The organism is Dechloromonas hortensis (assembly GCF_009469765.1).
GTDB lineage: Bacteria > Pseudomonadota > Gammaproteobacteria > Burkholderiales > Rhodocyclaceae > Azonexus > Azonexus hortensis.
This window is the reverse complement of sequence record NZ_SSSQ01000002.1, coordinates 315001-327148: the sequence shown is the minus strand read 5'-3', so window position 1 is coordinate 327148 and position 12148 is coordinate 315001. Positions and strand designations below refer to the sequence as shown.

Sequence of the window (12148 nt, the reverse complement as noted above, 5' to 3'; positions counted from 1 at the left end):
TCAGTCATCCTCGCTTTCCACCTGTCCGAGCATGTCGGCCAGCGGCGTACCGGCACAGGACTCGTCCTTGCCGGGTAAATGTTGGATCAACTCATTTAAGTTGATATGCAATGTTTTCAGCACCACCTCCGGCAAGGCCGCCAGGGCCTCCGGCAGAATGCCTTCGGCCGAGCCCGGCAAGGCGGCCAGCGCCCCCTGCCCCTGGGCGGTCAGACGGAGGCCGACCCGCCGCTGATCGCCCTGGCGCCGCGCCTTGGACAGGAAACCGCCGGCCACCAGCTTGTCCACCAGCAGACTGCAGGTGGACTGGTGCACGCCCATGCGCTGCGCCAGTTCGCCGATGCCGATCTCGGTCGTGCGCGCCACTTCCTGCAACACCCACATCTGCGAACCGGGCATGCCGCAGCGCTCCTCGACCAGCCGGAAATACTGGCGCATCGAGCCATAGATCAGACGAAACTGCTGCAACACCTCCAGCGCAACGGTGGAAGACGGGGCATCGGCGGGTGAATTCACGAGAATATCCAGACTGGGCTTGCGCGAACCTTGGGGCGTAAATTATATTGTTTATCAAACTAAATTTCAGATTTTTACAATCCAGGAATTTTCACAGAGGAGAGGCGCGGGGCCGCTGCCCCGTTCACGCATGCTCAATTCGATCCAACTGTTCGGCATGGTTCTGCTCGGTGGCCTGGCGGCCGGCGAACTGGCGCGCCGGGTCGCCGCCCTGCCACGGACCACCGGTTATGTGCTGTTCGGGCTGCTGACCGGGCAAAGCGGCCTGGGCTGGATCGACCCGCTGCATATCGAGTCGGCCCAGTTGTTCATCGACCTGGCGCTCGGCCTGATTCTCTTCGAACTCGGTTACCTGGTGCCGCGCACACCGCGCCAGGTCGGCCTGAAACGTCTGGCGGCCGGCACACTGGTGGCGCTGAGCACCGGCCTGGGCGTGCTGCTTTTGCTGCTTTACTGGGGGTTCACCGCCGGCGACGCGCTGTTCGCCGCCGCCCTTTTGCTCGCCACCTCGCCGGCCATCACCATCGCCACCTGCAGCGATGTCGGCGCCCGGGGCGAGAAGAGCGGCCTGCTCTATACGCTGGTCGCCATCAACGGCTGCATCGCCTTTGCCGCAATCGCGCTGATGACGCCCTTTCTCGACCAGACCATTCAGGCCGGCCCGCTGCTGCGGCTGGCCGAAGCACTGGGCAGCATTGCCGGCTCGCTCGGCATTGGCGTCGGCGGCGCGTCGCTCGTCCTGCTCGGCGCCCGCCGCCTGGAAAAACAGCCGGAACACCAGCATCTGCTGATTCTCGGCGGCATTGTTTTCGGCGTCGGCACAGCGATTTATCTCGACACCTCGGTCTTCCTGCCGATGCTGATCTTCGGCTTTCTCGTTCGCGCTCTCGACCGTGAGCAGAAAGTCGTCGCCATCCGCATTGCCAGCGATGCCCGGGTCTTTCTCGTCATCACCTTCGTGCTGGCCGGCGCCGCGCTCGACATCGCCTACCTGCGCGACTACTGGCTGGAGGCGCTGGGCATCGCGCTCTGCCGCTTCCTGGCGCAATGGCTGCCGTGCTCCGCCGCCGCCCGCCAGATCGGCCTGACGCAACGCGAAGCGGCGTTCATGGGCATCGGCCTGCAACCGATGTCGAGCGTCGCGCTGGTCCTGCTGGCCAATACGCAAATGCTCTACGCCGGGCTCGACCCACAACTGACCGGCATCCTGCTCGCCGCCATCCTGCTCATGCAACTCTTCGGACCGCTGACCACTCAGACAGCGATCAAGGGATTCGGCGAAGCCAGCCGGCTGATGCCGCCGCCCGCAGCAACCGCCCCCCAAGGAGGTACGCCATCATGAGTCGACGACCGCTGCGCATAGGCCTGTCCGCCCGCATCTACCACCCGCAGCCCGGCGCCACCGGCCTGCAGTCGAAATCGCTGCACTATCTGGAACAGTCGGTCGCCCACTGGGTGATGTCGCGCGAGGTCATGGTGCTGATGATTCCCTCGGTCAGCGGCGACGGCATCGTCCATCGCAGCAGCATCCGTCTCTCCGACTACCCGCAGTATCTCGACGGCCTAGTACTGCAGGGTGGCGCCGACATCAGCCCGCAAAGCTACGGCGAAGAGCCGCTCAACGCCGAATGGAACGGCGACCGTCTGCGCGATGCCTACGAGATGGAACTGCTGCACGAGTTCATGGAGGCTAGCAAGCCGGTGCTCGGCATCTGCCGCGGCCTGCAACTGATCAACGTGGCACTGGGCGGCACGCTGTACCAGGACATCCCGACCCAGTACGACAATCCGGCGATTCACCTGCATGCCGACTACGACAAATACGCCCACGCCATCGAGTGGGACGCCGCCTCCGGCCTGAGCAAGCTTTACCCGGAGCAGACCGGCGGCGGCGTCGTCTCCATCCACCACCAGGCCATCCGCAGCCTCGGCCGCGGCCTGCGGGTCGAGGCGCGCAGCGTCGGCGACGGCTTGATCGAGGCCATTCGCCTCGACGGCAAGCCCTACGTCCTCGGGCTGCAATGGCACCCGGAGTTCCACCCGCCGGGCAGCCCGCAACTGCTCGACTGCACGCCGATCCTCGACGAATTCCTGAACGCTGCCCGGGGCCGCCGTTGGTAAGGGCCGGACAAGCCGAGGCCGGCGGTCGACTGTCGAAAAAGGGCAAAAATGCTTGAGACCCTGCGGACGGCGTGGGAAGCGCTGCTTGAGCGCCTGCTCTTCCTGCCCCCCTTCCCCGAGCAGCTCGATTCGCTGGCCCTGTTCAGCCTGCTGCTGGTCGTCGGCCTGCTGCTCGGCGAATGGCTGCACGCCCGCGCCGGCTGGCCGAAGGTGGTCGGCTACGTGCTGGCCGGCACGCTGTTCGGCCCGACCCTGCTCGGCTGGATCAGCTTCGAGGCGCTGGCCCAGGCGCGGCCACTGGCCGATGCCGCACTCGGCCTGCTGATGATGGAAGTCGGGCGTCGGCTCGATCTCGGCTGGCTGTTCCGCAACCCGGAATTGCTGCGCGCCACCTTGAGCGACATCACCCTGTCCTTTGCGCTGATCTTTGCCTTTGCCTTCTGGCTGATCGGCATGAGTCCGGGCTGGGCGGCGGCGACGGCTGCCGTGACCATGGCCTCGGCGCCCAGTGTCGTGCTGCTCGCCATCGAGGACGGCAAGGCGCAGGGGCTGGTCAGCGACCGCATCATGCTGCACACCGCACTCAGTTCGGCCGCTTCCTTCGTCGCCTTCACGCTGGTCCTCGGCATCATCCATGCCGAACACAGCACCGACTGGCTGAATGCCGCCACCCATCCGCTCTGGGTGGCCGGCGGCGGCCTACTGATCGGCTGGCTGGGCGCCCGGACCGCCATCGTCATCGCCCGCCGCCTGCCCAAGGGCTCGCTGGCCCAGGTCTTCGTGCTGGTCGCCAGCGCCCTGCTTGCCGTCGGCCTGGCCCGCATGCTGGCCGTGCCGGTCTTCCTCAGCCTGTTCCTGATGGGCATCCTGCTCGCCGCCGGCGACCGCCAGCAGGTACTGCGCTACACCAGCCTGCCGGAAGGCCACTGGCTGCTCGCCATCATTCTCTTCGTCATCGTCGGCGCCTCGTTGCCCTGGCAGGAATTCACCTGGCTGACCGGCCTCCAGGCGCTCGGCCTGCTCGTCGTCCGCGCCGCCGCCAAGAGCGCGGCACTGGCCTGGTCGGGTGGCAGCCTGCCCCTGCCCAAGCGCCTGCTGGTCGGCCTCGGCATCCAGCCGCTGTCGGCCACCGCCGTCTTCATGGCTTACGAAATCGCCGCCCTCTACCCGGAAATCGGCCGCTCGGCGCTGGCCTTGCCGCTGTTCGCCGCCGCCATCATGGAACTGGCCGGCCCCGCCCTGTGCCAGATGGCGCTGCGCCGTTCCGGCGAGTGCGAGACGACAACGACACAAGCAGGAGGTATCGCATGACGCAGGCGATCGGCGAATTCAAGCACAGCGCACCGCTGACGCTCGGCGTCGAACTGGAACTGCAACTGGTTTCCCGGCGCGACTTCAACCTGGTGCGCGGCGCCACCGACCTGATCGGCAGTCTCGACTACGACGGCCGCTACGGCGAGATCAAGCTCGAAATCACCGAAAGCATGATCGAAGTCAGCACCCAGCCGCAGGCCACGGTCGATGGCATCGCCGCCGACCTGGCCGGCCTGCGCGACACCCTGCGCCTTCACGCCGACCGCAACAACATCGCGATCTGCGGCGGCGGCACCCACCCTTTCCATCACTGGCCGGAGCGCCGCATCTGTCCGGGCGACCGCTTCGAGGCGCTGTACCAGCGCTATGGCTACCTGGCCAAGCAATTCACGGTCTTCGGCCAGCACATCCACGTCGGCGTCACTTCGGCCGACGACGCGATCTGGCTGACCCAGGCGCTCGGCGTCTACGTCCCGGCCTTCATCGCCCTCTCCGCCGCCTCACCCTATGTCGATGGCGTCGACAGCTTCTTCCAGTCGGCCCGCCTCAACGCCGTCTCGGCCTTTCCGCTAAGCGGCCAGTGCCCACCGCTGGCCGACTGGGCGGCCTTCATCGAGCACTTCAGCTTTCTGCAGGCCTGTGGCATCGCCAGCAGCATCAAGGATCTGTACTGGGATGTCCGGCCGAAACCGGAATTCGGCACCGTCGAAATCCGCGTCTGCGACACCCCGCTCGCCATCGAACAGGCCGCCTCGCTCGCCGCACTGGCCCAGTCGCTGAGTTGCTGGCTGCTGCGCACCCGGCCCGAATTGCAGGCAGCGAAACAGGTTTACGTCGCCCGCGCCAACAAGTTCCAGGCCTGCCGCTACGGCATGGATGCGGTGCTGGCCGATCCGGCCGGACCAAGCCAGGTGCCGCTGCGGCAAAGCCTGCTCGACCTGCTCGACACCCTGAGCGACGATGCCCGCCAGCTCGGCTGCGAACACTGGCTCAATGCGCTGCGCCCGATCGTCAGCGATGAAGCAGGCGACGCCGCCTGGCTGCGGCGCCGCCATGCCCAACACAACAACCTGAACGACGTGGTGCGCGACGCCTGCGAACGACTGATGCCGCGCTCATCCGACAAATCCTGGGAGAACATTCGATGATGCGCCGGCTGACCGTCCTGACGCTGTTATTCGCCCTGCCGGCCGCCGCCCCGGCAGCGGCGCCGGCCTGCCAGTTCGAGAAAGTGGCGAGCGGCCCGCAAAAACTCGGTCGCTGGATCAACAAAAGCAACTGGTTGAACGACGAAAACCTGCGCCTGACACTGCCCGCCGCCCACCTCTTCATGTCCGCCCTGCGTCGTCAGCCGGAAGCCGACGGCGAAGCCCTGCGCCCGGCCAACCGCCAGCTCGACCTCGCTGCCGCCAAGGCCACCGACCCGAGCGACGGCCGCGAACGCGACCTGGCCTTCCTGCTCGACAGCCGGCTGCAGGCGGACGGCGTACTGATACTGCAAAACGGCCGCATCATCGCCGAGCGCTACCGCAACGGCCTGCGCGCCGACGAGCCGCGTCTGCTCCAGCAGGCGACACGGCCGCTGCTCAACCTGCTCGGCGCCATCGCCATCGGCCAGGGCAAGCTTGCCGCCGACCGCCCGCTCAATCGCTATCTGCCGAGCCTGAGCAGCCAGCCCGGCATCCGCAAGCTGTCCGTCCAGCGCCTGCTCGAAAACGAGGAAGGCCACAATTGGAGCGCCGACGAGATCGCCGGCTGGCGCCAGGCCGGCGGCTGGACCGCCAGCAATGCCAGCGAGGGCATGCGCCCCTGGCTGAGCCAGCCCGGCCGCTGGAACGCGCTGCCGGACAAGATCGACCTCCCCGGCGCCGGCAGCCCGGACGACGACCTGCTCGCCTGGCTGCTCGCCGAGAGCAACGCGACACCGCTCTCCCGCCTCTTTTGCGAACAATTGCAGAGCCGCCTGAAACCGGAACATCCGGTCCTCTGGCTGACCGACCCGCAAGGCGTCGAACTGGCCGACGGCCTGGCCCTGTCGCTGCGCGATTTCGGCCGCCTCGGCAACGTCCTGCTCGAAGCCCGCCACACGCGCCAGCGCAGCCGCATCCCCGGCTGGTTCACCGAAACCCTGACCGCCTCGACCGGCCTGCGTAGCCCGGAAATTCCCGGTCTCGCCAAAGGCAGCGAGGCGCGCTACGGCTTCATCCACCTCGGTGGCGAAAACAACCGGGCTGCGCTGATCGGCCCGCACGGCACCAGTCTGTACGTCGACTTCGACCGCCGGCTGGTCATTGCCCTTTACGGCAGCTACCCGGTCGCCAGTTCGCCGCTGCTGCTGGCGACGCTGGAACAGTTCTGGAAAGCCGTCGGCAGCTCGGGGCTGGCGCTGCGCAAGCCTTGAGCCGAGGCCGGGATATTCGCGACTGACCGACAAAGCGCCCGACAACGCGCGCTACAATCGCTTTTTCGCTTGGATCGCACGCCATGGGCTTGACTGCTGAACTTCTGACAGGAATTCAGGAAATCGACGAACAGCACGAAACCCTGTTCGAAATTCTTGAAAAGCTCCAGGGCGTGGTCAAAGGGGGCGACAACTGGTCCGTCGTGTACTTTGCGCTGAACGAACTCAGCCACTTCACGCGCACTCATTTCGTCGTCGAAGAAGCCCTGATGCGGCTGCACGGCTACCCCGACCTGGAGCAGCATATCGCGGAGCATCGCGCCTTCTCCGCCCATCTGGCGCAACTGGAAGAACAGGCGGTACGCCAGGATGTCAGCCTGACGATCATCCATCTCGTCCAGAAATGGCTGGTCGAGCACATCGGTGTCAGCGACAAATCCTACGTCGCCTGCCTGCGGACGATGCCCGTCCGCTAACGCCCGGCTGGCGACTTCAGCTTGGGCTGGAAGAAATGGCAGGGCTGCCCTGAGGATTCGATGACATCGCGCTCGGGCAGGCGCCGGCTCTTGAAATCCAGCGCCCGGCAACCGTAGCGGAAGATCGGGTCGAAGGTGATCCAGTAATACCGGCAGCGGTTGCAGCGCTTATCCGACATCGCCCAACTCAAGTGTTTTCCGGCCGGTCCGGCTAGGCGGGACGGAGTTTTCCCTGCTCTTGGGCTTGGGCACGAGTTCTGATCCGATCATGCCCGCCATTCTAGCCAAAGATCGGCGTCCTCCTTACCAGCCCCGGTGATGGCCCCGGTCACGATGATGGTGATGATCCCCGACCGGAATGAAAACCGGGAAGCAGCCACTCAGGCTGACCACAGTCAGGGCGAGCAGGAGGGCGGTGAAGATCTTTTTCATTGCAGTTCCGATCACAAAGCGTCGATAGCTAAATAACGCCCGAACGCCAGCGCGGACTGACCGCCAGTTGTAAGCGGATGTTGCCTGGAAGTATCAATTGCCGCCCCCTCCGGCAAGCATGATCAACTGGATGAATGCAATATCTGCATTGAAGCGCGAATTATCACCAAAGGCATAGCCAAAGGCTAAAATGAAAGTCTTACTCACATAAGCCGCTAACGCATCGGGGGGATGCCATGCCGAGCAAGACCCAGCTTCTCAAGATCATAGAAATTCAAACCGAGATCAGCAAACTCGGCTTCGACCTGGGTGAGGTCATGGCCCTGGTGGTCGAGCGCACCTTGACGCTGATTGGTGTGGATGGCGCCATCATCGAACTGGCCGAGGGAGACGAGATGGTCTATCGCGCCGCCTCGGGCCTGGCCAAGCCGCATCTTGGCCTGCGCCTCAAGCAGGCAAACAGCCTGTCCGGTGAGTGCATACGTACCGGAAAATTCCTGCGCTGCGACGATTCCGAGACCGATCCCCGCGTGGACCGGGAGGCCTGCCGCAAGGTCGGCTTGCGCTCGATGAGCGTCTGGCCGCTCAAGCACCAGGGCGCGACGGTTGGCGTCCTCAAGGCAGTCTCGGCGATCCCGAACGGCTTCAAGAAAGCGGACGAAGAACTCCTCTCCCTGCTGACCGAGGTGGTTGGCGCCTCGATGTACTTTGCGACCAAGTACGCGGACAACGATCTGTTCCACCAGGCGACGCATGACAGCCTGACCAACCTGGCCAATCGTTCGCTGTTCATGGATCGCTTGCGCAACGTACTCCTGCGCAGCACGCGCGAACAACGCGCGGCCGGGCTGCTGATGATCGACATGGATGGCCTGAAGCAGATCAACGACACCTACGGGCATCGCGCCGGGGATGCGGTACTGAAAGAGTTTGCCCAGCGCATCAAGCGGGAGTCCCGCCAGTCCGATCTGGTTGCCCGGCTGGGCGGCGATGAATTCGCAGTGGTTCTGGCACCGGTCGATGCCCCCGATGGCGTGGAAAAGGCAGTACAGCGTCTCCAGGTGGCGATCGCGCCACCTTTCTCGTTCGACAATACCAATCTCTCCCTGCGGGCCAGTATCGGCGCCGCGCAGTTTCCGGGCGATGGCGAGCAGATCGAGCATCTGCTCGAAATTGCCGATCAGCGGATGTACCAGATCAAGCGCACCCGCAGCAGCCAGCCGGAACGGGGCACATTGCACTGAAAATCAGCCGCCACCGGTGGCGCAATGTGCTAAAACACAAGCCCCCCAGGCAGCGGCCTGACTCTTATTCACCGGACGAGCGGATTTTCTTTCGCGCCAGCGCATGAACAAACTGATTACCCAGCTTCAGCGGCTTTACTTCCTGCCTGACCAGCCCGGGCTTTGCCAAAGCCCGGAGGACGACGGAAGCAAACAGCCCTTCCAGCCGGTCAGCGCCGACGGCACGGTGCGCACCCTGAGCATCAGATTCGCCCGCCCCGGCGATTGGGAAGCGCTGGCCCGGCTTTATCAGGCGCTGCAGGAGGAGCTTGATTTGCCGGCCCCGGCCATCTCAGTGTCGGGTGATCAGGGCTTTCGGCTCTGGCTGTCGCTCGCCCAACCGGTCCCCGTCGGGTTGGCCCGGCACTTCCTTGCTGAACTCCGGCGCCGCTACCTGGCCGATCTGCCGCCGGCCAGTCTCGAACTCGTTCCCGGCGCCGAATCGGCAACAATCAACCTGGTACCGGCGCTGAATGCTGCCACCGGCAAGTGGTCGGCCTTCATCGACCCCAGCCTGGGCAGCATGTTCAGCGACGAGTCGGGTCTGGAAATGGCGCCGAACATGGACCGTCAAGCCGATCTTCTGGCCAGCCTGAAATCTATCGACGCGGCTGCATTCCGGCATGGGCTGGCCCTGCTCGCAGCGGACGAACCCAGCCCAGCGCCGGACGACAGCACCCAGCGGCCCGCCGACAAGCCCTCGACACTGAGTGTCGGCAGCAACTACAGCGATCCGAAAAGTTTTTTGCTGGCGGTGATGAACGACCCGTCGGCCTCGGCCGGCCAGCGGATCAAGGCAGCCAAGGCCCTACTGCCCTACTTCGCGGGCAAGCGGGACTGAACAAAAAACGGGAGCCGCGGCTCCCGTAGATGTCTCAGGCGGAGAAACTCAAAGAATCTTGCCCGGATTCAGCAAGCCCTGCGGGTCGAGCGCCTGCTTGACCGAGCGCATCAGCGCCATTTCCACCGGGCTCTTGTAGCGCAGCAGTTCGTCGCGCTTCAATTGGCCGATGCCGTGCTCGGCGGAAATCGAGCCGTTCAGCGCGTGCACGGCGTCATGGACGATTTCGTTGACCGCCGGCTGGCTGTCGATGAAAGCGCTGTTCTGCTGGGCATCCGCTTTCGACAGGTTGTAGTGCAGGTTGCCGTCGCCGACATGGCCGAAGGCGACGACGCGAATGCCGGGGAAGGCGCTGGCCAGCGCCGCATCGGCCCGTTCGAGAAAAGCCGGGATGCGCGAGACCGGCACCGCGACATCGTGCTTGATGCTGATCCCTTCGATCTTCTGCGCTTCCGAGATGTTCTCGCGCAAGGCCCACAGCTTTTTCGCCTGGGCCGCCGACTGGGCAATGACGCCATCGGCCACCGCACCGCTTTCCATCTGTGCCGCCAGCCAGCTTTCGACCGCGGCCGGCGCCGCCTCGGAAAACTCGGCGAGCACGTACCACGGGCTGGCTGCTGCCGGCCGGGTGCTGTCCGGGATGTTCTTCAGGACCAGGCCGAGCGCGGTTTCGGAAACCAGCTCGAAAGCGGTCAGTTGGGCATCAAAAACGGTTTTTGCCAAATTCAGCAGGTCGACCGCAGCACTCGGCGACGCGACGTTCAGCCAGCAGGTGGTCTGGGTTTTCGGCAGCGGAAAAAGCTTCAGTAAGGCGGCGGTGATGATGCCGAGCGTGCCTTCGGCGCCGATGAACAATTGCTTCAGGTCGTAGCCGGTGTTGTCCTTGCGCAGGCCGCGCAAGCCGTCCCAGATTTCGCCGTTGGCCAGCACCACTTCGAGGCCGAGCGTCAGTTCGCGGGTATTGCCGTAGCGCAGCACTTGCACGCCGCCGGCATTGGTCGACAGGTTGCCGCCGATCTGGCAGGTCCCTTCCGAAGCCAGGGCGAGCGGGAACAGGCGGTCGGCAGCGCGCGCCGCTTCCTGCACGGCGGCCAGCGGGCAGCCGGCCTCGACGGAAATCGTGTTGTTTTGCCGGTCGACCGCCAGGATGCGGTTCAGGCGGCCCAGGCTGAGGACGACGGCCCGGCCAGTGCCATCCGGCGTCGCCGCGCCGCACAGGCTGGTATTGCCGCCCTGCGGCACGATGGGCGTTTGGGTTTCAGCGCAGATTTTGACCACCGCCGCGACCTCGGCGGTATTTGCCGGGCGGACGACGCACTGCGCCGCGCCCCGGTAACGCCCGCGCCAGTCGGTAAGGAAGGGCGCGAGCCCGGCGGGATCGGTCAGGACGTTAGACGCCCCGACCGCTTTGGCCAACTGAGCGGCCAGCCGTTCAGACAGGCTGGGCGTAGAGGTCATGGTGATCGGCGTCGATGACCTTGACTTGCAGGAAGTCGCCCGGCTGGGCATCGAAGTAGCCGTCGAGATAGACCAGACCGTCGATTTCCGGCGCGTCGGCCTTGGAACGCGCAATGGTGCCCTCTTCATCGACGGCATCGACCAGCACCTGGATGGTGGTGTCGATCTTGGCTTCCAGCTTGGCGGCGGAGATGTCTTCCTGGACCTGCATCAGCCAGCGGCGGCGATCTTCGCGCACCTCTTCCGGCGGCAGGCCTTCGATTTCGTTGGCCTTGGCACCGTCGACCGGCGAGTAGGCAAAAGCGCCGACGCGGTCGAGCTTGGCATCTTCCAGGAACTGGATCAACTGGTCGAAATCCTCTTCGGTTTCACCGGGGAAGCCGGTGATGAACGTCGAGCGGATGACGATTTCCGGGCAGATTTCGCGCCACTTGGCGATCCGCTCCAGCGTGTTCTCGGCCGAGGCCGGGCGCTTCATCGCCTTCAGAATGCGCGGGCTGGCGTGCTGGAACGGTACGTCGAGGTAAGGCAGGATCTTGCCTTCGGCCATCAGCGGAATGACGTCGTCGACCGACGGGTACGGATAGACGTAATGCAGACGGACCCAGATGCCGAAACTGGCCAGCGCCTCGCACAATTCCTTCAGGCGGCTCTTCACCGGCTTGCCGCCCCAGAAGGCGGTGCGGTACTTGAGGTCCACGCCGTAGGCGCTGGTGTCCTGCGAAATGACCAGAATCTCTTTGACGCCGGCCCGCGCCAGGTTCTCGGCTTCGGCCAGGATGTCGCCGACCGGCCGCGACACCAGCGGGCCGCGCAGCGACGGGATGATGCAGAAGGTGCAGCTATGGTTGCAGCCTTCGGAAATCTTCAGGTAGGCGAAGTGGTCCGGCGTCAGGCGCACGCCCTGCGGCGGTACGAGGTCGGTATAGGGGTCATGCGGCTTCGGCAGATGGCTGTGCACATAGCCCATCACCTCGTCGGCCGAATGCGGGCCGGTGACGGCGAGCACCGAGGGGTGCGTCGTCTGCACGATGTCGCCCTTGGCACCGAGACAGCCGGTGACGATGACCTTGCCGTTCTCGTTCAGCGCCTCGCCGATGGCGTCGAGCGACTCCTCGACGGCGGCGTCGATGAAGCCACAGGTATTGACGATCACCAGGTCGGAATTGTCGTAGTTCGGCGAGATTTCATAACCTTCGGCGCGCAGCTTGGTCAGGATGCGCTCGGCATCCGATGAAGCCTTCGGGCAACCCAGGGAAACGAAGCCGACGGTCGGCACTTTTTGTTCAATAGTCATGCGAAAAAA

General features: G+C 64.9%; 13 protein-coding genes. 8 read left to right on the top strand and 5 right to left on the bottom strand.

What is annotated here, in order from left to right:
* Positions 1 to 516, bottom strand: a complete 516-nt coding sequence (locus GH663_RS04780) for a MarR family winged helix-turn-helix transcriptional regulator (RefSeq protein WP_066880394.1) — start codon at positions 514 to 516, stop codon at positions 1 to 3.
* Between the two features lie 130 nt (positions 517 to 646).
* Between GH663_RS04780 and GH663_RS04775 the strand changes: the two genes are divergently transcribed.
* The 6 genes from GH663_RS04775 to GH663_RS04750 all read left to right on the top strand — a co-directional run bounded on the left by GH663_RS04775 (position 647) and on the right by GH663_RS04750 (position 6828).
* On the top strand, positions 647 to 1858 hold the full coding sequence (locus GH663_RS04775; protein ID WP_153130538.1) for a cation:proton antiporter: 1212 nt from the start codon (positions 647 to 649) through the stop codon (positions 1856 to 1858).
* Positions 1855 to 2637, top strand: coding sequence for a gamma-glutamyl-gamma-aminobutyrate hydrolase family protein (locus GH663_RS04770; RefSeq protein ID WP_153130537.1), 783 nt, complete (start codon positions 1855 to 1857; stop codon positions 2635 to 2637). Before GH663_RS04775 ends, GH663_RS04770 begins: the two co-directional genes overlap by 4 nt.
* Before the next feature lie 48 nt (positions 2638 to 2685).
* Complete coding sequence (locus GH663_RS04765) at positions 2686 to 3948, top strand: cation:proton antiporter domain-containing protein (protein WP_153130536.1); 1263 nt, start codon at positions 2686 to 2688, stop codon at positions 3946 to 3948.
* On the top strand, positions 3945 to 5099 hold the full coding sequence (locus GH663_RS04760; protein WP_246181499.1) for a YbdK family carboxylate-amine ligase: 1155 nt from the start codon (positions 3945 to 3947) through the stop codon (positions 5097 to 5099). The genes GH663_RS04765 and GH663_RS04760 overlap by 4 nt, the downstream gene beginning before the upstream one ends.
* On the top strand, positions 5096 to 6352 hold the full coding sequence (locus GH663_RS04755; RefSeq protein WP_153130535.1) for a serine hydrolase domain-containing protein: 1257 nt from the start codon (positions 5096 to 5098) through the stop codon (positions 6350 to 6352). The genes GH663_RS04760 and GH663_RS04755 overlap by 4 nt, the downstream gene beginning before the upstream one ends.
* Positions 6353 to 6435: 83 nt before the next feature.
* Positions 6436 to 6828 (top strand): bacteriohemerythrin, encoded by a 393-nt coding sequence (locus tag GH663_RS04750; RefSeq protein ID WP_153130534.1) that lies wholly within the window; start codon positions 6436 to 6438, stop codon positions 6826 to 6828.
* Here the strand turns inward: GH663_RS04750 and GH663_RS04745 are convergent.
* Together GH663_RS04745 and GH663_RS21155 are read right to left on the bottom strand one after the other, a co-directional pair.
* Positions 6825 to 7007 carry a hypothetical protein gene (locus tag GH663_RS04745; protein ID WP_153130533.1) on the bottom strand — a complete coding sequence of 61 codons (183 nt, stop codon included), beginning with the start codon at positions 7005 to 7007 and terminating at the stop codon, positions 6825 to 6827. The genes GH663_RS04750 and GH663_RS04745 overlap by 4 nt on opposite strands.
* A 124-nt stretch (positions 7008 to 7131) precedes the next feature.
* Positions 7132 to 7260 carry a YgdI/YgdR family lipoprotein gene (locus tag GH663_RS21155; protein ID WP_246181498.1) on the bottom strand — a complete coding sequence of 43 codons (129 nt, stop codon included), beginning with the start codon at positions 7258 to 7260 and terminating at the stop codon, positions 7132 to 7134.
* A 236-nt stretch (positions 7261 to 7496) separates the two neighbouring features.
* On the opposite strand from GH663_RS21155, the gene GH663_RS04740 reads away from it, so the two are divergent.
* On the top strand, positions 7497 to 8504 hold the full coding sequence (locus tag GH663_RS04740) for a sensor domain-containing diguanylate cyclase (protein ID WP_153130532.1): 1008 nt from the start codon (positions 7497 to 7499) through the stop codon (positions 8502 to 8504).
* 103 nt (positions 8505 to 8607) lie between these two features.
* On the top strand, positions 8608 to 9384 hold the full coding sequence (locus tag GH663_RS04735) for a hypothetical protein (RefSeq protein ID WP_153130531.1): 777 nt from the start codon (positions 8608 to 8610) through the stop codon (positions 9382 to 9384).
* A gap of 48 nt (positions 9385 to 9432) precedes the next feature.
* Here the strand turns inward: GH663_RS04735 and GH663_RS04730 are convergent, their stop codons facing one another.
* Both GH663_RS04730 and rimO read right to left on the bottom strand, forming a co-directional pair.
* Entirely contained in the window at positions 9433 to 10842 is a 1410-nt protein-coding gene (locus tag GH663_RS04730; RefSeq protein ID WP_211371061.1) for an FAD-binding oxidoreductase, read from the bottom strand.
* Positions 10817 to 12139, bottom strand: a complete 1323-nt coding sequence (rimO, locus tag GH663_RS04725) for a 30S ribosomal protein S12 methylthiotransferase RimO (protein WP_153130530.1) — start codon at positions 12137 to 12139, stop codon at positions 10817 to 10819. Before rimO ends, GH663_RS04730 begins: the two co-directional genes overlap by 26 nt.
* Positions 12140 to 12148: the final 9 nt, after the last annotated feature.

What these genes read in the sequence shown, in the direction of transcription:
- GH663_RS04760 (WP_246181499.1), top strand. Translation starts at nt 3,945, where the DNA reads ATGACGCAGGCGATCGGCGAATTCAAGCACAGCGCACCGCTGACGCTC.
- GH663_RS04770 (WP_153130537.1), top strand. Translation starts at nt 1,855, where the DNA reads ATGAGTCGACGACCGCTGCGCATAGGCCTGTCCGCCCGCATCTACCAC.
- GH663_RS04775 (WP_153130538.1), top strand. Translation starts at nt 647, where the DNA reads ATGCTCAATTCGATCCAACTGTTCGGCATGGTTCTGCTCGGTGGCCTG.
- GH663_RS04740 (WP_153130532.1), top strand. Translation starts at nt 7,497, where the DNA reads ATGCCGAGCAAGACCCAGCTTCTCAAGATCATAGAAATTCAAACCGAG.
- GH663_RS04735 (WP_153130531.1), top strand. Translation starts at nt 8,608, where the DNA reads ATGAACAAACTGATTACCCAGCTTCAGCGGCTTTACTTCCTGCCTGAC.
- GH663_RS04750 (WP_153130534.1), top strand. Translation starts at nt 6,436, where the DNA reads ATGGGCTTGACTGCTGAACTTCTGACAGGAATTCAGGAAATCGACGAA.
- rimO (WP_153130530.1), bottom strand. Translation starts at nt 12,139, where the DNA reads ATGACTATTGAACAAAAAGTGCCGACCGTCGGCTTCGTTTCCCTGGGT.
- GH663_RS04730 (WP_211371061.1), bottom strand. Translation starts at nt 10,842, where the DNA reads ATGACCTCTACGCCCAGCCTGTCTGAACGGCTGGCCGCTCAGTTGGCC.
- GH663_RS04765 (WP_153130536.1), top strand. Translation starts at nt 2,686, where the DNA reads ATGCTTGAGACCCTGCGGACGGCGTGGGAAGCGCTGCTTGAGCGCCTG.
- GH663_RS21155 (WP_246181498.1), bottom strand. Translation starts at nt 7,260, where the DNA reads ATGAAAAAGATCTTCACCGCCCTCCTGCTCGCCCTGACTGTGGTCAGC.
- GH663_RS04755 (WP_153130535.1), top strand. Translation starts at nt 5,096, where the DNA reads ATGATGCGCCGGCTGACCGTCCTGACGCTGTTATTCGCCCTGCCGGCC.
- GH663_RS04745 (WP_153130533.1), bottom strand. Translation starts at nt 7,007, where the DNA reads ATGTCGGATAAGCGCTGCAACCGCTGCCGGTATTACTGGATCACCTTC.